At 51.3% G+C, this 21845-nt stretch carries 19 protein-coding genes; 16 read left to right on the forward strand and 3 right to left on the reverse strand.

Annotated features, from left to right (window positions below):
• The first annotated feature begins 11 nt into the window (after positions 1-11).
• Positions 12-1400, forward strand: a complete 1389-nt coding sequence (locus tag AAHB90_RS00150; protein WP_342082878.1) for a Gfo/Idh/MocA family protein — start codon at positions 12-14, stop codon at positions 1398-1400.
• Positions 1401-1402: 2 nt separating this feature from the next.
• On the opposite strand, the gene AAHB90_RS00155 is transcribed toward AAHB90_RS00150, so the two are convergent.
• On the reverse strand, positions 1403-1744 hold the full coding sequence (locus tag AAHB90_RS00155) for a cupin domain-containing protein (protein WP_342082879.1): 342 nt from the start codon (positions 1742-1744) through the stop codon (positions 1403-1405).
• Between the two features lie 165 nt (positions 1745-1909).
• Between AAHB90_RS00155 and AAHB90_RS00160 the strand changes: the two genes are divergently transcribed.
• From AAHB90_RS00160 to AAHB90_RS00230, 15 genes are all read left to right on the forward strand, one after another.
• Positions 1910-2467, forward strand: a complete 558-nt coding sequence (locus tag AAHB90_RS00160) for a hypothetical protein (RefSeq protein ID WP_342082880.1) — start codon at positions 1910-1912, stop codon at positions 2465-2467.
• A 148-nt stretch (positions 2468-2615) separates the two neighbouring features.
• Positions 2616-3182, forward strand: coding sequence for a carboxymuconolactone decarboxylase family protein (locus AAHB90_RS00165; protein WP_342082881.1), 567 nt, complete (start codon positions 2616-2618; stop codon positions 3180-3182).
• 244 nt (positions 3183-3426) lie between these two features.
• Positions 3427-4002, forward strand: a complete 576-nt coding sequence (locus tag AAHB90_RS00170; RefSeq protein WP_342082882.1) for a carboxymuconolactone decarboxylase family protein — start codon at positions 3427-3429, stop codon at positions 4000-4002.
• A gap of 18 nt (positions 4003-4020) precedes the next feature.
• Positions 4021-6792 (forward strand): TonB-dependent receptor, encoded by a 2772-nt coding sequence (locus AAHB90_RS00175; protein WP_342082883.1) that lies wholly within the window; start codon positions 4021-4023, stop codon positions 6790-6792.
• A 6-nt stretch (positions 6793-6798) separates the two neighbouring features.
• Entirely contained in the window at positions 6799-8016 is a 1218-nt protein-coding gene (locus AAHB90_RS00180) for an MFS transporter (RefSeq protein ID WP_342082884.1), read from the forward strand.
• A 127-nt stretch (positions 8017-8143) separates the two neighbouring features.
• Positions 8144-9286, forward strand: coding sequence for a DUF3179 domain-containing (seleno)protein (locus tag AAHB90_RS00185; RefSeq protein WP_342082885.1), 1143 nt, complete (start codon positions 8144-8146; stop codon positions 9284-9286).
• Positions 9287-9331: 45 nt separating this feature from the next.
• Positions 9332-11545 (forward strand): TonB-dependent receptor family protein, encoded by a 2214-nt coding sequence (locus AAHB90_RS00190; RefSeq protein ID WP_342082886.1) that lies wholly within the window; start codon positions 9332-9334, stop codon positions 11543-11545.
• Between the two features lie 538 nt (positions 11546-12083).
• Positions 12084-12650, forward strand: a complete 567-nt coding sequence (locus AAHB90_RS00195; protein WP_342082887.1) for an RNA polymerase sigma factor — start codon at positions 12084-12086, stop codon at positions 12648-12650.
• Between the two features lie 3 nt (positions 12651-12653).
• Positions 12654-13361, forward strand: coding sequence for a hypothetical protein (locus tag AAHB90_RS00200; RefSeq protein WP_342082888.1), 708 nt, complete (start codon positions 12654-12656; stop codon positions 13359-13361).
• A 22-nt stretch (positions 13362-13383) separates the two neighbouring features.
• Positions 13384-13953 carry an FHA domain-containing protein gene (locus tag AAHB90_RS00205; RefSeq protein WP_342082889.1) on the forward strand — a complete coding sequence of 190 codons (570 nt, stop codon included), beginning with the start codon at positions 13384-13386 and terminating at the stop codon, positions 13951-13953.
• Between the two features lie 84 nt (positions 13954-14037).
• The gene (locus AAHB90_RS00210) at positions 14038-14817 is read left to right on the forward strand and encodes a hypothetical protein (protein WP_342082890.1); all 780 of its coding nucleotides are present in this window, start codon (positions 14038-14040) and stop codon (positions 14815-14817) included.
• Between the two features lie 24 nt (positions 14818-14841).
• Positions 14842-15417: an FHA domain-containing protein gene (locus AAHB90_RS00215; RefSeq protein ID WP_342082891.1), complete on the forward strand. Its 576-nt coding sequence runs from the start codon at positions 14842-14844 to the stop codon at positions 15415-15417.
• Positions 15418-15423: 6 nt separating this feature from the next.
• Complete coding sequence (locus tag AAHB90_RS00220; protein ID WP_342082892.1) at positions 15424-16473, forward strand: PP2C family protein-serine/threonine phosphatase; 1050 nt, start codon at positions 15424-15426, stop codon at positions 16471-16473.
• A gap of 53 nt (positions 16474-16526) precedes the next feature.
• Positions 16527-18470, forward strand: a complete 1944-nt coding sequence (locus tag AAHB90_RS00225) for a serine/threonine-protein kinase (protein ID WP_342082893.1) — start codon at positions 16527-16529, stop codon at positions 18468-18470.
• A gap of 40 nt (positions 18471-18510) precedes the next feature.
• Complete coding sequence (locus tag AAHB90_RS00230; RefSeq protein ID WP_342082894.1) at positions 18511-19392, forward strand: caspase family protein; 882 nt, start codon at positions 18511-18513, stop codon at positions 19390-19392.
• 137 nt (positions 19393-19529) lie between these two features.
• On the opposite strand, the gene AAHB90_RS00235 is transcribed toward AAHB90_RS00230, so the two are convergent.
• Entirely contained in the window at positions 19530-21260 is a 1731-nt protein-coding gene (locus tag AAHB90_RS00235) for a hypothetical protein (RefSeq protein WP_342082895.1), read from the reverse strand.
• Positions 21260-21793, reverse strand: a complete 534-nt coding sequence (locus tag AAHB90_RS00240; protein ID WP_342082896.1) for an RNA polymerase sigma factor — start codon at positions 21791-21793, stop codon at positions 21260-21262. Before AAHB90_RS00240 ends, AAHB90_RS00235 begins: the two co-directional genes overlap by 1 nt.
• Between the last annotated feature and the right edge of the window lie 52 nt (positions 21794-21845).

Consider the following 21845-nt stretch of genomic DNA (forward strand, 5'->3'; position numbering starts at 1 on the left):
CTATACCATCGATGAACCAGCATCGCAGAGATTTTATCAAAATGACAGGCCTTGGATTGGCATCGGCCGCATTGCCATCGGGTACTACCGGAATGCCGTCGGCACCCGCGACCAATCCGCAGCCATTCAATATGTGCAATTACTCGGCTCCGAAACTGGAAACGGTGCGGGTGGGCTTTATCGGCCTGGGTAACCGGGGAATGGCGGCGGTGGAACGTATTAACAAGATCGCCGGGGTGGAAATCAAAGCGGTTTGCGATTTAAGGGAAGGGAAGGTTGATGAGGCAATAAAACTCGTCGCCGGAAATGGCCATAAGCCCCAGGGGTATCATAGTCATGCAGATGCCTGGAAAAAACTGTGTGAACGCAGCGACCTCGACCTCGTTTACATTGTAACGCCCTGGGCATTGCATACACCGATGGCCGTGTTTTCAATGAACCATGGCAAGCACGTATGTGTGGAGGTACCTGCGGCCAAGACGATCGACGAATGCTGGGAACTTGTCGAAACTTCGGAAAAGACGCGTAAACATTGCATGATGACCGAAAACTGTTGCTATGACTTTTCGGAACTGCTTACATTGAACCTGGCGCGCAACGGGTTTTTCGGAGAGATCGTCCATGCGGAAGGTGCTTACATTCACAATTTGCAGGAATATGTGTTTGACAAAGAGCGGTTTTATCAGTTTTGGGAATTGAAAGAACTTTCACAAAGAACTGGTAACCTGTACCCTACGCACGGTCTCGGGCCTATTTGCCAGGTGATGAACATCAACCGGGGCGACGCCATGGATTACCTGGTGTCGATGTCGAATAATGATTTCGTCATGGCTGATACAGCCCGGCGCCTGGCGGCAAATGATCCGGATTTTAAACCGTTTGTCGGAAGGCCGTTCAATGGAATGATGAACACCTCCACGATCCGCACTAAAAAAGGCAAAACGATCATGGTACAGTTCGATGTCGCGTCACCGAGGCCATACTCCCGCATTCAGCTCGTGAGTGGTACCAAAGGCGCTGCATTGAAATACCCGGAGCCGGCCCGCATTTCCAAAGGCCACGAATGGCTTTCGCCCGAAGAATACAAAGCGCTCGAAATTGCCCATACACCGCCAATTGTGAAGAAAATAGGGGAGGTGGCCAAACAAGTAGGTGGCCACGGCGGAATGGATTTCCTTATGGACTGGCGTACCATCGACTGCCTGCGCAACGGCCTTCCGCTGGACCAGGACGTGTACGACGCCGCGTTATGGAGCTCAATCGGCCCGCTTAGCGAATGGTCGGTAGCGCACCGTTCCAATTCCATCGACGTCCCCGATTTCACGCGGGGCGCCTGGAAAACCAATGCGCCCATCGACATTTCCATGGAAAAAGGCGGAACAACGGCTGTGAAACTCTGACGTTACGACTGCGCTTTTTCGAGCTCGATAAAATCCTGGCGTGCCGGGGTGAAGCAGTCGATTACCTTGCATTGCGTATGTGCGATCGCCGAATGCGGCGCGTGCGGCGGAATGTGGGCCGTCATACCAGGAGTAAGGAGCATGGTCTCGCCGTCGACGGTGAATTCCAGTTCTCCTTCCAGCACATGGCACCACTGTTCGTGAAAATGGCTGTGCTCGGGAAGTATCGTTCCGGCATCGATCGTGAAATGCCCGAAAGTCTGCTGCTCCGAATGGCCCAGCGTGCCGTAGATACCATCCCAGACTTGGACTACTTTGTTGGTTTTGAAATTGACGAAAGGCATTATTTTGACTTGCTTAATGAGTTTTTGATAGGGCAAATGTAAGTTTTAGGAAGGCAAGGGCAATAAATAATCGGTGTGTGCCAAAATTTTTGCCTGACGACTCGCCAATTTCATTGCCATTTCTATACATTTGTATAAACTGCATAAAATTTCAATATTTCAACATTGCGCAGGATCATTTCCATATTGCTGCTGGGGCTGTTGCTTTACAATATGGTAGGCTATTCGATAGTCTACCTGTCGGAGGAGCGCTATACCATCGCGTCGGCAAGCAGGGGCCTGGTGGAGCAAGCGGCAGGTTCTGCGGATATTGTGATCAAAGTGCCCGTTGCAGTGCCTTATCAGAACAACTGGGACGCGCCCGAGCCGGCCCAGGGGCAGATTGAGCACGAGGGGCAGTTTTACCAGATGAAAAGTCAGCAGCTGATCAACGATACCTTATATGTGCATTGTGAGTTTGACCAGAATGCGCGTGACCGTTTTTCAGACCTCGTTTCTAAAATAAACGATCAGATAACCGGCCAGGCATCGGATTCCCGGAATGATGCGCATTCAAGCATTTTAAAGAACTTCCTTAAAGAATACATGACCGCTGGTCGCCAGCATACTTTTTATGTGCTGGAATGGGAGCCATCCAAGGATTTGGCCCCGCAATTTCCCGTCAGATCTATTCTGCCTGAAAAATATTCTTCTATACCATCCCCGCCGCCAGATCTGGCTTAGTTAATCTTTTACTTTCTTCCTGGTAATTGCTTTGCGTTCCCGCGTGTGCGTTGTATGCATCCGTTATGCGTATATACACATGGTTGCACATAGGAACGCCCGCGTGCAGGAAGAAAAACTGATTTACTAACCTGAAATCTTCCTTCCAATGGCGCATATATCCCTACCCGACGAATCGCTGCCTGGCATTGTCGGACTATTTAACTTCCGGCCTGAAACGGCTGGCCCGCTGCAATTGCTGGCAGAAACGCTGCTGCGCGGCGAATCACCGCTCACAAGTGGAGAGCGCGAACTGATCGCTTCTTACGTGTCGCTCCTCAACGACACCCATTTTTGTCATACATCCCACGGTTCGGCCGCGATGGCGCATTTGGGCTATGACCTTAGCCTGATTGACGATATTAAAAATGGCTTCCAGGTGATCGAAGTATCCCCTAAACTCCGCGCGTTGCTGAATATCGCTGCCAAAGTGCAGAAAAGCGGCAAAGCTGTGACTGACGAGGATATTGCAGCCGCCCGCGCAGAAGGTGCCGGAGACAGGGATATCCATGACACGGTACTCATCGCCGCGGCATTTTGTATGTTCAACCGCTATGTGGACGGACTGGGCACCTGGGCGCCGCAGAGCAATGAGGCATATCGTGAAATGGGGCAACGTATGGCGTTTACGGGATATGTCCGGTATCCCGTGAAGCAAGATGCCGTCGGGGTGTAGTATCGTCAGGCGTGGTCAGTTATGGTCAGGTGTAGTCAAGTATAGTCAGGAATGGTCAGATGTGGTCATTTCTAGTCATTTGGTTCAATTGTTTTTCTCAAAAAACATGACAATACCTAACCATTCTGACAACTTCTAACCATCCTGACAACTCCTGACCATCCTGACAACTTCTGCCCACCCTTGACAACACCTGACCATTCCCGACCAGCACCAAATCGTTCATACAACACAGAAACGTACCATGCCACACATCCCACTACCGGAGCATTTGCCCGGCATTACCGGTTTGCTCGAATACAGCCGCGTGACGGCCGAGCCTATTCGTCAGTTGACGCAATTTATTTTGCGAGGCGATAATTCGCTGACGCCTGCGGAGCGAGAGCTGATCGCGACCATTGTGTCGCATCACAATGAATGCCGGTTTTGCACTGCTGCACACACCGCTGCCGCCGATCTGCTGCTGGGCGAAACCGAAACTTGCGAGAGCATGAAGCAGGATATTGACGCTGCGCCGGTTTCCGACAAAATGAAAGCATTACTTAAAATAGCGAAGCAAGTGCAGGTGAGCGGTAAGGCAGTGACGCCCGAATCGGTGGCAAATGCCAAAGCGGAAGGGGCCACGGATGTCGAAATCCACGATACGGTGCTGATTGCCGGGCTTTTTTGCCTTTACAATCGCTATGTCGATGGTATGGCGACTGTCGCCCCTGCTGACCCGCAGTTTTACACCGGCCTCGGCGAACGTTTAGTAGAGTACGGTTACAACCGCCTGCCGAACGGCTATGACCATTTGAAAAAGCAAAATCAACCTTCCTGATCGATAAAAACCGAACTTATGAAAAGACTTTTACCCATCCTCTATATCATCATTCATTTGTGTTTCGCGCAGATCGCAGTCGCGCAGATGACTAAAATTTCAGGTTATATCTTCGATAATGACTCCCAAAAGCCTGTTTCTGGTGTTTCGGTTTCCGTCAAGGGAAAGAACACCGGTACCATTACCAATGCGGAAGGTTATTTTGAATTAAAAACCAATACACCTGCGACGTTGCTCATTTCACTTGTGGGTTATGCAAGACAGGAAAAAGAAGTGGCTTCTTCCCAAAGCCTGCGGATTAATCTGGTACCTGCCATTGAAGAACTGAGCCAGGTGGTGGTAACGGCTTCCAGGGTGGAGGAAAGTATCCTGCGGTCACCGGTGAGCATCGAGAAAATGGACTCCCGCGCTATTCAGCAGACGCCTTCTGCCAATTTTTATGATGGTTTGGTAAACCTGAAATCGCTCGATATGGTAACAAGCAGTCTGACCTACAAGCAAATCAACACCCGGGGGTTCAATACGACCGGCAACAGCCGTTTTTTGCAACTCGTGGATGGCGTCGATAACCAGCCGTCCGGACTGGGTTTTGCGATGGGCAATCTTTTCGGACCGCACGATATCGACGTCGAAAGCGCGGAATTGATCCCCGGCGCCGCTTCTGCATTGTACGGGCCGATCGCATTCAACGGAATGCTCAATACACGCACCAAGAATCCTTTTGAATACCAGGGACTGAGCGCCCAGACGAAGTTCGGGATCAACCATCTGGGCGATGGCACCGACCTCGGAGCGAAACCGCTTTACGACCTGGCCATCCGATATGCGAAAGCCTTCAACAACAAACTGGCATTTAAAGTAAACGCATCTTACCTGAAAGGCACCGATTGGTATGCCAACGATTACACCGACATTGACCCGAATACCAATCCTGAAAACCGAGGGCCCAACAACCCTGGCCGCAATGCGTTGAACATCTACGGGGACGAAGTGGCTCAGGCATTGCCGAACATCGGCCGGGTGTCGCGCACGGGTTACGAGGAAAAAGACCTGGCTACTTATGGTGTTTACAGCCTCAAACTGAGTGGCGCGCTCCATTACCGCATTAACGACAAGCTGGAAGCGATTTATCAGGGTAACTTCAACCAGGGAACTGCCCAGTATACCGGTTCGAACAGATTTGTGATCAATGATTTCAAATTCGTGCAGCACCGGTTGGAACTCCGCGGAAGCAATTTCTACGTGCGTGTCTACACGAATCACGAATATTCCACCAATTCTTATAACACCCGGGCGCTGGGCCAGCAGATCAACCGTACCTGGGTGAAAGACCTTGCAGGCAATACCGTAGCGCCAAACAAGGCCGACTCGACCTGGTTTGCACGTTATGCGGCTGCTTACAATGGCGGGATCACCGGTGTGACGCAGCAAAACCATACCGCTGCACGCGCATTCGCGGACGAGGGACGTATCGCTCCGGGATCCGATGCATTCAATACGGCCAAAGACCAGTTGATCAAAACGCGCGGACTGGCCGGAGCGGGCATTCTCAGCCAATGCAGCCTGAACCACGTGGAGGGAATGTATGATTTCAGTTCGCTCCTGAAAGTGGTCAATTTCCAGGTCGGCGCTAACTACCGGAAGTATTTTCTCAATACCGGCGGGACGCTTTTCGACGACAAGGATAAAAACCTGACCAATGAAGAATACGGGGTTTTTGCCCAGGCTTCGAAATCGTTTTGGAAAGACCGTTTAAAACTGACTGTCTCGGGCCGGTACGATAAGAACGAGAACTTCGATGGCCGTTTCACGCCGCGGGCTTCCGCCGTTTTCTCCCCCAACGAAAACCACCATTTCCGTGCATCTTACCAGACAGGCTTCCGCAATCCGACGATCGGCGATCAGTATATTAAGCTGAATGTGGGTCCGATCATCATTCTTGGCGGAGCACCCGTGAATTCGGCCGGTATGAATGCCTATTCAAACTCGGTGACGATCGCATCGTTCTCCGCATTCGCTTCGGCATTCGGTGCCGACATGCAAAAGGGAGTTCCGTTCCCACAGGCCGTTGCGAACAACAAGGATAAGCTGGTGAAATCCAATGTGCCTTACATCAAGTCTGAAAAGGTGAAAAGCTATGAGGTAGGTTACAAAGGGCTGATCGCGAAACAGCTGTTGCTGGACGTGAACTACTATTACAGCCAATATACCGATTTCATCATTAATACAGTAGTGGCGGCCGCGCCTGCGAACATCCTTGCTGCCGACGGATCGGTGAGCCAGGATGCTGCAACTCAGTTGTTGGGAGCGGGACGGCAGTTATATCAGTTGTATACCAATGCAAAAGACAAAGTGTCGATCCAGGGTGTAAGCGCCGGTTTGACCTATTCCCTACCTAAAAATTACAAAGTATCGGCCAATGCGACCTGGATAGATTTCAACATGGGCGAGGCCGATCCGAATAATATTCCTGCATTCAACACGCCGAAATGGAAAACCAATGTCATGTTCGGCAATGCACGCCTGACCGATCGCTTCGGGTTCAATGTAGCCTGGCACTGGCAGGAGGCATTCGACTGGTACGGCACATTTACGGAAATGCGTCCGGGGCGTGTGAATGCCTACAACTTGCTCGACGCGCAGGTCAGCTACCACATTCCCAGCCTGAAAACGGTTGTAAAGCTGGGCGGTTCCAATATCACCAACAAATATATCGTGCAGGCCTACGGCTCACCGGCTGTGGGCGGGCTGTATTATGTAAGTCTGAACTTTGACGAACTTTTCCGCTAAACAGCTATGGAAACATTGGAAATAACCCATTCAGAATCTACCAGCGTAAGCCGGAAGTGGCTGGCATTCGCGCTTTGCGTGGTCGCATACACGCTGAGTGGTACAGTATCGACGCTGATGTCGGTGTACCTGCCGGTAGCCATTCCGGAGCTGAAAGGCTCGGCGGTGAGCGAGGCGGAACTGGGCGAAATAGGCGCTTATGTGAATGCGGTTTACCTCTATGGCTGGATGTGCGGCGGGTTACTGTTTGGCGTGGTAAGCGATCGCATCGGCCGTAAAAAGTCATTGACGCTCGTGACCGCTTTGTATGGCGTTTCGACTTGCCTGGTAACGCTCGTACCTGACTGGTATTCGCTTCTGGCAATCCGTTTTGCCGCGGGGATGGGCGTAGGCGGCGTTTTGCTGATCAGTACGGTTTACATTTCTGAAATATGGGAAGACCGGAGCCGCGCTGTAATCCTGGGCGTTCTGGCGGTATGCTTCCCGATCGGCATTGTGGCTACCGGCAGTCTGAATTTATTGTTTTCAAACTGGCGCACGGCGTTTGGTATCGGTTTAGTACCTGTTGCTGTCGCATTGCTGATCTTCCTGCTTTTACCCGAATCAGACCGCTGGAAAGGTGTCGGAATGGTCAGGAAAGATCAGGGAAGTATTTTCGATGCTCAAAACGGGCCGAATGTGGTCCGTGGCTCCCTGATTTTTGGAGCGGTACTGATCGGCCTCTGGGGCATATTCTCCTGGCTTCCCACCTGGGCGCAGTCGTTGCTCGCGAGCGGGGAGGACGGTCAGAAGGAACGCGGATTACTGATGATCCTCCTTGGAATGGGCGGCATAACGGGCGGTATTTTTTCCGGCATTCTGATGAACCGCTTTGGCAAGAAAAATACGTTGATGGCCACATTCACCGGCTGCGTGGTACTATGTGGCGTCCTGTTCATTACCAACCGCACTTTTTCCAATATTATTTACATCGAAACCGCGATGCTTGCCTGCTGTTTCGGCATTAGCCAGGGCGCATTGTCGAGCTACATTCCCGAGCTGTTTCCCGTTGCGGTACGTGGCACGGCCACAGGTTTTTGTTTCAACGTTGGGCGATTCTTTACCGCTACGGCTGTGTTTTTCATTGGCTCTCTGGTGACGGTACTCGGAGGTTTCGGAAATGCCTTGCTGGTATTCTCGTTGCCTTTCCTGGTAGCTTTACTGGTCACATTCAGAAGCAAATGAGTTGGTTTTGCGTATTATCATAGGTTAATATATTGGGCAAACGGGTTCGCCGCTTGGCGAACCCATTTCTTACAAGTCTTTGGGTGCATTGCACCTTTTCCGCTGACGTTTTATCGAGATAATATATATGAAGAAATTGTTTTACGGGGGCATTACCGGCATTATCCTCTACGAAATCGCGAAGGTCTACTTCATCATGCCCATGCCGGGAAGTCAGCAGATGAACAGCATTGATGCAGCCTATATACTTCATACCTGGCGCTGGCCGCTGCGGATATTGTTCTGGGCAATGATCGTGATCGGTTCATTTTCAGTGTTTTCTGGTAAAATGAAATGGCTGCCCGCCATTTTCCTGCTATTGGCGGCAGGTATCACCTACGCAATGAACTTCGAAATGGCGGCGGACACGATGTTTTACCAGCCCTCCGCGGTAATCCAGCACGATGCAGCCAGCAACAAAGTAGCAAAGGACCGCCTGGTGATCGGCGTGGAGGCCAATGGCGAGGCAAAAGCTTATCCGATACAGTTTATAGGCTATCACCACCAGGTGCGCGACGTACTGGGGGGTAAGCCGATTATGGTAACCTATTGCACCGTATGTCGCACAGGCCGCGTCTTTGAGCCGGTTGTCGATGGTAAACCGGAGGTTTTCAGACTGGTGGGAATGGACCATTTCAATGCGATGTTCGAAGACGGGGAAACCGGTAGCTGGTGGCGGCAGGCCAATGGCGAAGCAATCGCCGGTCCGCTGAAAGGTAAAATGCTCCCTGAACTGGCCAGTACCCAGACTTCATTGAGCCAATGGCTGAAACTACACCCGGATAGCAAGGTCATGCAGCCTGATCCCGTTTATCAGGCCAAGTACGACTCCATGAGCCGGTACGAATCCGGCCGGGGAAAGTCCGCACTCACCAAAACCGACACCGTATCGTGGAAAGAGAAATCGTGGGTGGTCGGAATTCAGGCCGGCGGGGCAGCCAGGGCATTCGACTGGAACCGGCTTAAAAAGGAACGGATCATCAACAGCCAGGTAGGGGCAACCCCCGTTGCATTGGTACTCGGTGCCGACAACAACAGCTTTTTCGCATTCGGCAAATCAACCGCCGAGCCATTCACATTGAGAAACGACACGATTTTTACCAAAACCGGGGCCCACGACCTGCTTGGCAAACGCCTTACCGGCACCGGGAACGACCTGAAACGGATCAATGCCTACCAGGAGTTCTGGCATAGCTGGCGCACTTTTCATCCCGGTACTGAAAAGTATTGAAGGTTATCAGTGCCTGCTGGCAGATACAAAGTACAAACGCTAGCAATGAAACGACTATTTACAACAACTATCCTCCTGTCAGGCTTATTAAGTTTCCAAACTGCCCGGGCTCAGGAAAAGCAGAAAGAATACGATAAAGTTCTTGACCTCAACGAAGTAACGGTGGGAGAGCGCAAGAATACCATCCACACGGAACGCCTTCCGGATGTACACAATACCTACATTATGGCGGGCAAAAAGAGTGAAGTGATCCAGATTGAAGGCGTAAACGGCAACATCGCCGAAAAAACCGGGCGGCAGATTTTTGCCAAAATCCCGGGGGTATTCGTGTACGATATGGACGGCAGCGGCAACCAGGTCAACATTTCCACCCGCGGCCTCGACCCGCACCGTTCCTGGGAATACAACATCCGCCAGAACGGCATTATCACTAACTCCGATATGTACGGCTACCCTGCGAGCCATTACAGTCCTGCGATGGAGTCCATTCAGCGCGTGGAGCTCGTAAGGGGAACGTCTTCATTGCAATACGGCGCGCAGTTCGGCGGGATGATCAACTACGTCACCAAAAGCCCGGACACGACCAAAGCATTTGCATTCGAAACCATCAATTCCGCCGGTTCTTTCGGTCTTTTCAGTTCCTATAACGCCATTGGCGGCAAGGTGGGCAAGCTGACGTATTCGGCCTATTACCAAAAGCGCCACTCCGACGGTTACCGCAAGGGCGCGAAATCCGATGCACAATCACAATATGTGAGCCTGATGTACGAATTCAGCAAGTCGTTCCGCGTTAAAGCGGAATTGGGCCGTTCGGAATATGTATACCGGATTCCCGGGCCGCTTACCGACGCGATGTTCAGGGAGGACCCGCGCCAGGCAACCCGTTCGCGTAATTATTTCAATCCCAACATTTACGTGCCGTCGATCGTTTTGGACTGGAAACTCAACCCAAATACACAATTAAAACTGACTACTTCCGGCGTCTATGGCGCGCGGAACAGCGTCATGTTCGATGCATTTGCCAATGTGCCCGATACGATCAGTCGCGTTACCAATGCCTACCGGGCGCGCCAGGTGGATATCGATAATTTCAAAAGCTTCACTTCCGAGCTGCGGCTTGTACACCAGTACGATTTCCTGGGTTTGCGCAATGTCGTTTCGGGCGGGATTCAGTATATGCACAACAAGCTCCGCCGTCGCCAGCTCGGCAAAGGCACCACAGGCAGCGATTTCGATCTCACTGTCACCGATCCGCAGTTTGGTCGCGATATGTGCCTGACGACCGATAACCTAGCCATTTTTGTCGAAAACCTCATTTTTATAACCCCGCGCCTCAGCCTTTCGCCGGGAGTCCGCGTGGAGAAAGGCGGTACTGACATGACCGGCAGGATCACTTACTATGATCCGCAAAACCTGCCCAACACCATTAAACATAGTTTTCCGCTCTTCGGGATCAGCTCGCAGTATCAGCTAGGCAAGAAGAGCAGGGCTTACGCGGGTTTCTCACAAGCTTACCGACCTGTCGTGTTTAAAGATATTATTCCCGGATCGGTTTTAGAAAGAGTTGATAAAAACCTGAAAGATGCCACCGGCTATAACCTGGAAGCGGGTATAAGCGGAAATATCGGGGATATTTTGAAATACGATGTCGGGTTATTCCAGGTGATGATCAATCACCGGATGGGAACAGTGTCGATGAAGGATGAAAACGGGACTGCCTACCTGTACCGCACCACCACCGGCGACAGCAAAACACGCGGCGTAGAAGCGTATCTTGAATACACTGCATTCAGGCGATACAATGGTGGCGAACCCCAGACCGAACTGTCTTTTTTCACTTCCACATCCTATTTCGACGCCAAATACGTCCGCGGGACCGCCGTGCAGAACAACGAAAACAAAAGTGTAGCCGGTAACCGCGTAGAGGGTGTCCCGACCTGGATTTCAAGAAATGGCATTCAATTTCAATACAAAAAGCTCTCGGTTACTGCTCAATACAGCTATGTAAGCGCCAACTTCGCCAACCCGTTGAACACCGTGGAGCCGTCTGCGAATGGTACCATTGGCAAAGTACCGGGTTACGGCCTGCTCGATCTGAATGTTACCCTCCACCTTGGCCAGCATTACAAATTGCGTTTCGGGGCAAACAACATTACCGATAAGCAATACTTTACCAAACGCCCCACCATGTATCCCGGTGCCGGGGTATGGAGCTCGGATGGGAGGAGTCTGGGGATTTCGTTTGGGATTAAGATTTAGTTATGAATGACTGAATGACTGAATGATTGAATGATTGAATGGGCCTCCGTGGTACGGGGAATGATTTGAATGTAAATCTTTATAGTGAGATCGTAAATGCCGCCAGGCATGCAATCTTGGTAGCAAGTTCGTGGCCTCCGAATGGCGATCAATGCCCTTGGGCATGTAACTGACTGGCAGCGTTACCCCCGGCGTTATTTTTGGAGTTACATCCCTGCCGGGATTTACAATACCCTGATCCTGTTCCGTTGCTACCAATGTTACATCGCTACGCGATTTAATTCGGAATAGTAGAATCGCCGGATGTAATTATTAGGTAGTAAGCAGTTATCCAAAGGCCTCTGGCCGGTCCTACATGCGGGACCAGCCAGAGGCCTTTGGACATTATGCACGAAGCGGAGCTTCGCGCCATTCGGGTTTGTAACCGGTTTTGTATCAGATTTGAGTTTAATGATTTTATAATCAGTGTGTTATGATGATTAAAAAGAAAATATTTTTAAATTAATAGTGACTTTTCCCTCTTCTTCACGACTTACCCATGCTAACAGAAATCGGTTCTCCGGATTTTCCATTGATCCAGGCTATCAAAAACGGCAATGAAAAGGCCCTCGAGCTTTTTTACAAGGACAACTTTGGCAAGATCCTACACCTGGTCCTGAAAAACAGCGGAAGCGACGACGACGCACGCGATGTGTACCAGGATTGCATGATGGAGGTCGTTTTGCAGATCAGGAGTGGTCGGCTGGACCAGTTGAGCAGCAGACTTTCTACCTATTTGTACTCGGTTTGCTATTACAAGTGGATCGACCGGCTGCGGCAGAAGGGAAAGTTCATGCAGACGGGTTTTGATGATGATCTGGAAACGGCGGTGATCGAGGAGGAGGACGGCCCGCCATATCTGCCCGCGCTGGAAAAAGTGCTGGCGCAGATAGGCGAGAAATGCATGATGCTGCTGAAAGCCTTTTACTACGAAAAGCTGACGATGACGCAGATCGCTTCGATGCTTGGTTTTGCAGATGACAATTCTGCCAAAAGCCAGAAGAACAAGTGTATGGACAAAGCGCGATTTCTGGGAAAAAATGTGCTGAAACAATATTACAGCTGACCCATGGAAAACGAAGACCCAACCGAGCGCATCGACCGCTACCTCGACGAAGTGCTCTCACCCGAGGAAAAATTCGCATTTGAGAACGAAATGGCCGCAGATCCCAACTTCCGGCTGGAAGTAGGGGCGCAGGAAGCTGTTCGAAGCCTCATTAGCAGTCAGGCTGAAAAAGAGGACCTCCGGAGCTTGTTTGCCACATTCCATTCCGAATTAAAGCCGGTACCAGTTGCCGCGGATGAAGAAGAAGACGGCAGTTCGAAGCGGAAAAAGGGCATTCAGCGCAAATTGCAATGGGGCAACTGGTCGTATAAGGCCATTGCAGCCTCTGTGGCGATCCTGATCATCGGCGTGTGGACAGTTTGGAATAACCTGAATCAGACCGGTAGCGATGTGACCAGCGGCCAGGAAATCCGTGTGGATGAACGCAACGAGGTATTCCGCGTGCCCTTGCTAAGCTGGAAAACTGTCGATTTCAAACCCGTTTTACAAGATAAGCAGATGATCGACGCTACGATCATCAGAAGCAAGGAGTACCGTTCGCATTACCGCTTCACCGACATTCTGGAAATATACTCCGACAAGCTGACTGAAAAACAGCAGAAGATCAGCATCGCGTACGATGTGGTCACGAAGCAATACCGCCTCCATATCGGGAATAACAGCTACCCCATCCGCAAAACGGACGAGATTACACCTTTGACGCAACCCTGAGAACATTTAGCCCATCTCTACCATGAGTTCGCAGAAATTACGCATCGGCCGCAAGCCGGATAATGATATTGTAGTGGACCATCCGAGCGTGAGCGGGTACCACGCCCTGGTAACCCTCGGGCCCGACCATTCCGGTATCCTGGAAGATAATGACTCGTCGAACGGCACATTTGTGGACGGCGTCCGCATCCGGAAGACGCAGTTTACCCCTCGCAGCAGCATTCTGCTCGGCAAAATGCCTTTTGAAGCCAGCAAGATATTCCGTTTCGACAAGCAGCCCGACGACTACGTATTTGAATTCAGGGAAATGCAGCCTGTCTGGCAAAAGCTCGAAAACGACCGCGTCGCGATGATCGATATTCAGAAGAAGATCGATGTGATGTTGGCCATACCCTACATCGGGCGGTTGATTATTTTACTCATGAACAGACATTACGGCCTGGAAAACCGGCGCGTGAAATGGAAGGAAGATATGCGCCGCCTGTGGGTATGCCCGGCTTGCCAGCAACCGCTTCGGGACTACGATTGGCTGACATGGAATGACTGCGAGCACCTCAAAAAGTGCCCGAAATGTAAAGCGAGATGGTTTTAGAAATTTTTTCAAAAAATCGGTGACCTTCCGGACGAGGCTCCGATAAAGGTTCAAACGATCTAAAACTTCTAAAATCTAACGACCATGTCAGAGCAAACACAGATTATCGAAGAAAACAGCGAGCTGTTGCAGGATGCACCGGCTACCCCCAAAAAATCAAAAACCAAAGCAGGTGCTGCCGTCGCTGCGGGCGTTGCTGTCGGCGCGGGCGCGATCGCGTACGATGCATATGCGGGGGACGATTCTAAAAAGGATGAAACGCCGTCGGGCGGTGTTCCGTCCGACGGCGCGCCGGCTGGTGATAACGAAGAGAAGTCGGATAGTACCGAATCCACCGTTTCCTCGGATTCGGTGGTTGCACAAAATAATCCGGTACAGGACTCGGTTCCGGCCAGCCAGCCTGATGTTCTTCTCATCCCCGATCACCTCAGCATTGTGAATGCACCCGATGATATGAGTTTTAATGAAGCATTCGCATGGTCACGCGAAAAAGCGGGGCCGGCGCAGCTTTTCGAATGGAAGGGCGAATTGTACCACACCTGCCATCCCAACGAATATGCGGCATTACCGCAGGAAATGAAGGAGATTTTTCAGGATATGTGGCTGGATAACGCATTCGGGTATTCCGAACTGCCTGCCGAAGGCTCCATGGTAAGCTATGACTACGAAATGGGCCCCGCTGTGGAAGAGGTGGCCGACGTGACAACCGATACCACCACGACGAGTCCGACCGACGCAGTTGTGGCCGAAGACGATAGCGTGAGCATGGATACCGACGAATACGACATTGTGTACACCCAGGAGGATTACGACAGTGATTTCGACGGGCTGGACGAGTGGGTAAACCCCGAAGACATCGCGTAATAGCCACATTCAACCGCAATAGTTATGATCGTTGTTTGTCCATCGTGCCAGGCGAGGCTGAGGGTTAATGAAAAAGCATTGTCACCGCAGAATCCTGTGATTGCCTGCGTCCGCTGCCAGTCGCCTGTTCGCATTGAGATGCCCGTGACGGAACGTCTGGCTTCCGAAGAGGCGACCCTTATTTTCGAGCCCGCCGAGGTAGGCTGGGTGATCGTCCACGATGAATACACCGAATCGCAGACACTTCCTCTGAAACCCGGCTTGCAGATTGTGGGCCGGTTTTCGGAGAGCAAACCTTGCGAGGTGATGATCCAATCACAGGACCGGTACATGAGCCGACGGCACCTGGTGATAGAGGTCGTCAAAAGTAGGGAAGGTGTGTACAAATACTGGGTCTCCGAACACCCCGATTGCACCAATCCTACATTTATCGATACCTATCCGCTGAAACGCGGCACGACCGTCGAGCTTGTCGATGGGGTCATCATGCAATTGGGTAAAACCAAAGTGGCATTAAAAACTGCCGCCGCTGCCGGAACTGCCCGCAAGGCGACCGAAACCGTGGTCAATACTGATTTTGCCAAAACAGTACTTTTCTGACGACTTATGAAAATCCAGATAAATCAGCCCGTTCCGGTTCACGGATTGGGCAAACGGGCCAATAATGAAGATAACCTTTTCCCCCCGCCTGGCGCGGCGGCTACCGGCGACACATTGTTTATGGTGTGCGACGGGGTAGGAGGCAGCGAAAAGGGTGAAATAGCGAGCGACCTGGCTTGCCGCTCCGTTGCGGCGTATTATCAGCGTCACCGCATTACCATGAGCGACGATGCTGCTGTCCATAATGCCGTGGCATTTGCCCAGTCGGAGATCGAACGGTACGGGAGGGACAATCCGGGTTCGCAGGGAATGGCAACCACGCTCACGCTCCTGCACCTGCACGAGCGCGGGGCCACGGTGGCGCATATAGGCGACAGCCGCGTGTATCATGTGCGCAATGGGAAGGTGCTCTGGTGCACGCGCGACCATAGTTATGTGAACGACCTCGTCAAAGCGGGCGTGATCACCGAGGAGCAAGCCCTTACGCACCCGCGAAGGAACGTGATCATGCGCGCGCTGCAAGGCGGCGACCCCGACATGCAGGCCGATATCCACCACATTACCGACCTGGCCGCAGGGGATTATTTCTTTCTGTGCTCGGACGGCATTCTCGAAAGTGTGGACGCAAATGCGTTGCTGGAAATCCTTTCGGCGCCAATGTCGGACAATGCTAAAATGGAGGAGGTGCGGAAGCTTTGCGAGCAATTCAGTAACGACAATTTCACTGCCTACCTCGTCCCGATCCATTCGGTTGAAAAGCTGACGGTGGAATTGTTGCCTTCCGAAACAAATGCACAAAACAAGCCTGCGAAAAACGAATCTGCCCCTAAATCTTCCGGGATGAATGTGTGGATTGTATTCGCGGTGCTGATGTTTTCCTCGGGCTGGTATTTCTGGCATTATCGTGAACCGGCCGCCGTGCCGGCGAAGCCAAAACCAGCGCATGTGGTCGTTGCGAAAGATTCGGCGATCGCATTGCATCCGGTGAAACCCGCGAAGTCCGTCAAACCGGTTAAGGCCAAGGGGCATTCGAAAAAAGATAAAAAAATGCGGTGACCTCCCGCCGGAACCTCCGATAAAGGGCAAAAGAACTTCAAATCCCTACGATCATGACTTACGAAGAATTTTTGAAACGATACGAGTTCGATACCCAGGACCAGAAGGCAATGCTCGGTGCGGGAGGTTTCGGCTCGGTTTACAAGGCCTTCGATTCAGTGCAGAAACGGTTTGTAGCTATCAAAGTGGCCGAGGTGAAGCATGAAAAATTCAATTTGCTTTATGAGAAGCAGATCGTCGACGAGCTCGACTCACACGAGAATGTGGCGCGTTACGGCAATTGCTATCGGTTCCAGTTTATGCCCGTCCGTTACGATTTTGCGGTCCTTACCTTTTATCAGGAAGGCAACCTGGCCGATGTTCTGAAGAAGTACGCATTAACCATTCCTCAAAAATATCAGATACTCGAAGGTGTCCTCAAAGGCGTAGGCCATTTGCACAGGCACCACATTATCCACCGCGATATGAAACCGCAGAATGTGCTCATGGACCGGCAAGGCGACCGATGGGTGCCCAAGCTGACGGATTTCGGGCTAAGCAAGCTGGCGGATACGAACACACGCTCGGTAGAAAACTCGTCGATTGGGCTGTCCGTTGCTTATGCCGCTCCCGAGCAAATCCAGAACCGCGAGATCAGGCATAATGTGGATTTGTGGGCGGTCGGGATCATTGCTTACCAGATGTTCGTAGGCGATCTGCCGTTCGATGCTTCGCGTTCGATGAGCCAGGAGAGCTGGAACCTCGAAGTGAGCAAGCTGATCGTAAAAGGCAAAGTTTCCGAAAAAATTAGCCAGGTACCAGAGCCGTTCAGGACCATTATCAAGAAATGCCTGATGCCTGATAACGCGAAACGGATTCAGCGGGCAGAGGAGTTACTGGAAATCCTGGGTAGCCCCGCCATTCAAATACAAAAAGAAATACCCGCCAACGACGAAAATACCATCCGGATCGACGAGCCTTTTGCCAATACCAGAGAGCTGACAGCCCGCGCCGATCACTTAGTTCAATTGGCCGAATCAAAAACCGGTCTTGAAAACGAACAGGCATTGCGCGATGCCATCGGGTTGTATGAAGAAATCCTGAGGCTCGATCCGGCACATATGCATGCCCGGTACCAGATCGTGCAATGCAATATCAAATTGAAACAGAAACCGCCCTTCGAAATACCCAGGTTACTCTCTAAAAAAGGAATGATCGCAGCTGCGGCAGTGATGGTCGGGATGGGCCTGGTGTATTTTTTTTTATGGCGCTCTACTGCCCGTAAAGAACTGGCTTGGGCGAAGTCTACCTACTATGCGAGCATTCCTTATGCCGATACTGCAAGGACGTACGCGCAGATTTACCAGATATTCGACAAGTATGCAGGCACATTGGCAATGGACGATACTACCAACAATCTGCTCGGCTATTTCCACCAGTTGGGCCGGGGCGGAGCGGAGCTTGACTATGATAAGGCGATGGGTTTCTTTGAAAAGGCAGGCGATTACGAATGGGCCAAATACAATATTGCCTACTTCAATTTTTGGGGCCTCGGAAGGATCAAAAACTATGAAACTGCTGCGGAATATTTCAAAGAGGCTTATGACAAAAAGCAGCTCGTGGGGGCGGCCGACTACCTGGGCTACATTTATAAAGAGGGTGGTTACGGACTTACCAAAGATTACAATCTCGCCAAAAGCTGGTTTGAGAAAGCCGTAGCAGGGAATTCAAGTTACAGCCAGTTCGAGCTTGGGAAAATGTATGAGATGGGCAAGGGAATGCCCGTCAATGAAGCCCGCGCTAAATACTACTACAACCTCGCTGCCAACCAAGGCAATCGAGACGCCCGGCAGGCATTGAACAACCTCAATCGCGGCCGTTCGAATGAAGCATTAGCGCAGGCAGGCACGCCCTATCAGGCCAACACCAAGCCGAAACAGCAGCGACCCAAAAGCAATGCCGGCGCATTCTGGGAAAAAGTAGGTACCGAATTATTCAAGCAAGCTGCGGGAAGATGATTACCTAAACTGAATCGATCACTTTAAGACTTTTACTACAATGAAAAATATAACCAACATCCTCATTTTCGTCGGTGTGGCCATCGGGATATTCTATGGATACAAATGGCTGAAAGGCGCGAACTTCAACGGAAACCAGGGAAGTACATACGCCGTAGTTGTCGGAATTTCTGACTACCTCAACGGCTCGGACCCTCAAAGCGGCGTCCAGGCGCAGCTCAACGATCTGCGGTTTTGCGACGACGATGCCCGAATTTTCTATGATTTTTTGAGAAGCGAAGCCGGAGGATCGGTACCGGCCGAGAACATCGCGCTGCTGATCGACAACCAGGCGGGTAAGCGGGATATCATCAGTCAGATGGAAACGTTTTTCGCTAAATCCGGTCCGGACGACCGCGTCATATTCTACTTCGCCGGCCACGGTGCCAACGGTTTCTTTGCAAGTTATGATATCGATATGCGCGATATGAATACGAGTCTAGGACATAAAGACATAAAAGAAGTGTTCCGGAAATGTCGGGCGAAAACGCGGCTGTGCTTTGCGGACGCATGTATGTCGGGAAGCATGAAGAACCGCGCGCGGGATATCGTCGAGGTAAAACCGGTGCCGGTTTCAGTGCGGTCGTTCGAGGATGAGCAATCGGGACTGGTGGTGCTGATGGCTGCGCGTTCTTACCAATATTCGAGTGAAAATGTGAGCATAGGTCACGGTTATTTTACCAAATTCCTCGTCGACGGCCTGCAAGGCGGGGCTGATAAGAACAAGGACGAGCTGGTAACCATTAAAGAGGCATTCGATTATTTGTACCTGCACCTGGCATCGCTTCCAAAACACGGCCCGGAAGATAAGGGACAGGTTCCCGTGATTTTCGGGAAATACGATCCCGATATGCCGGTGGCGAGGTTGAAGGGCGCGGCGTAGGGGCCGTAGGCGCGAACGTCCACGTTCGCGCTATTTATTCGTAGGCCTCTGGCCGGTCTTGCATTCCTGACCGGCCGGAGGCCTACGAACAGTAGGCACGAAGCAGAGCTTCGCGCCATTTGATCGGCGGTCCGTTGTCATTTGACCAGAAACCTCAGCGACACTTGCATATTGGGAGTTTTAACACTTTTGAATCCCTTTAACGACAAGTTCGATACAGGAAAGGTCGTCATCCAGGCAAGCTGTAATCGATTATTAAATACACTGGGTGAATGGACTAGTATCCCGGCACGGATGTTCCATTGATGCGGACGGATATATGATTTTAACGCGTCCTGGCTTTTTGCGGCCAAATGCTTTTCCGTCGTGACGAAGCCTGTGGAGTACTCGACTTCCCTGAGAAGGAATGCGGATGAATATTTGGCGTAGGAGACACCACCCACCAACGAAAACTCGGAGAATACCCGATATTGATATTGGAGGGAAAAATTCATTCCGAACGATTTGATGAAATTGGTATTGTAACGATTAACAAAGTAGGTCGAATCCGACATACGAAGCGTGTCGAGGCGTTGAGCGACGCGCTCTTTATCACCAAAGTAGGAGTGCAGCGGATTGAAAATGAACGTTGCAGTATGTTTGTTCCAGCTTCTGGAAACAAATATCCCGGGAATCGCCAGCCGGGCGGGACGTTTGATACTGTCGGCGTTGGTGAATATGTAATCGGTCGAAACAATAGACCGGTTGATGTTCCATTCCGGCCCGAAATGAATGTCTTGCCATATCGAACTGCGGGCTTTGGCCGGCGGTTGCGGTGCATTTATCACCTTCGGCTTCTTAACAAGCCTGCCCAGGTCATTATTCCTGCTTTTAAAGTAGCCGGAGAGTGGTTCCAGGCTGTTGAGCGACATGTTTGCCATTGCCGCATTGTTATTTTTTTCAAGGCTAAAAGATGAGACTGTTTCTTGCGTGGACTGTGCGGCGCCCAATCGGTTTGTGGGGGATGCCGCTTCGGTTTGTCTGGTAGCAGGGCTGGACAATGCGCCGCGCCCATTAGCACCCGCGTTTGCTGATATGTGTGTGTCACTTGTGCGGGTAACGCCGGCTTGTGTGTTGCCAAGCAGCTGACCGGAAGGACGTTGGCCGCCAGACCGCTGGTCACCGGATTGCGTAGTGCCCGATCGCGTGCCGCCCGATCGCGGGTCGCCCGAATGCGGGTCGCCTGTGCGAGCGCCTTCCGAACGTGTACCGTCCGTCCGCGTATCACCCGTGCGCGAGATGCTTGTATGCGTGCCGTGCGTACGCGTATTGACTGTATGCGTGCCTCTTGCACGCGTGCGGCGGGAGCTGGTCGCGGCGGTTGGCGAATGTTTGCTTTCTGCTTCGATGCGTTCATCTTCTGAAATGACGGGATCCGCAGAGGCTATGGGGTTTGGAGCGTCGGCAGTCTTTAATGATGCAGTTTCGGATGGAGTGCCAGCAGCGCCGAAATGGGTTGAGTCAAGTTGCAGGGCAGGAGTTTTGATATCTATTTTTGCCTGCGCTGAATCTTGAATTTTTGAACTGATAGAGGAGGTGTTTGAGTTAACGGGTTGATTATTAGTTAATTTTTGATCTTTTGTTTCAGCATTCAAAACAATTAATAAAACCACCGCAGACGTTACCCCCAACGAAACGCCGATCAGTAATCCTTTGAACTTACCTAACGACTTCCACAGCCTTGAAAGCTGGCCCTGACCATTTGCTTCCTGGCCTGTGGTAGTGTCCAGCATATCGCTCATACCCGCCCACGCGTCGTCCGCCGGAACTTCGGGGTCCGGGAGCGGCTCGTGGAGAAATTTGTTGATATGTTTGTCTTTCCTTTTCATCAGAGAGGGTTTTCAAAAATTACTTTCAACCTGTTCCTGCTCTCACTTAAATGCCACTTGACCGTGCCTTCGCTGATGGCCAGTGAACCGGCTATTTCTTTTACCGAAAAACCATCCATATAATACAAACTGCAAATGCGGCGTGTGGCGACGGGTAGTCGCATCAGGTACAAGTGGATGTCGTTTGCTGAGAGTTGCTCAAATGGGTTTTCCTGTGAGACAAAACCCATTTTATCCTCGATTTCAACGTAGTCGAATGCCTGCGTTTTCCGGTCCCGGAGCATGGTGAGTGCGGCATTGCGGACGGTGGTGTACATCCAGTTGAAAAATTCTCCCTTAGCAGCGTCGTATTGATCGATATTCGCGAACACTTTCAACATACCGTTGTTGATCGCGGTGACGATGTCGTGTTTATCCTCAAAAAAGTTCTTGCAAAGCGCGAACAGGACAGGATAAAATTGCTTGTACAATTTTTCCTGACTCTGGCGCTCCCTCCGCCTGCAACCCGCCAATATCTGGTTTAATGGATCCAAATCATTGTGAAATGCATGACCGGCAATTTGCTTGGCCGGCCATGCTGGTTTA

This window comes from Dyadobacter sp. OTU695, assembly GCF_038440355.1.
GTDB lineage: Bacteria > Bacteroidota > Bacteroidia > Cytophagales > Spirosomataceae > Dyadobacter.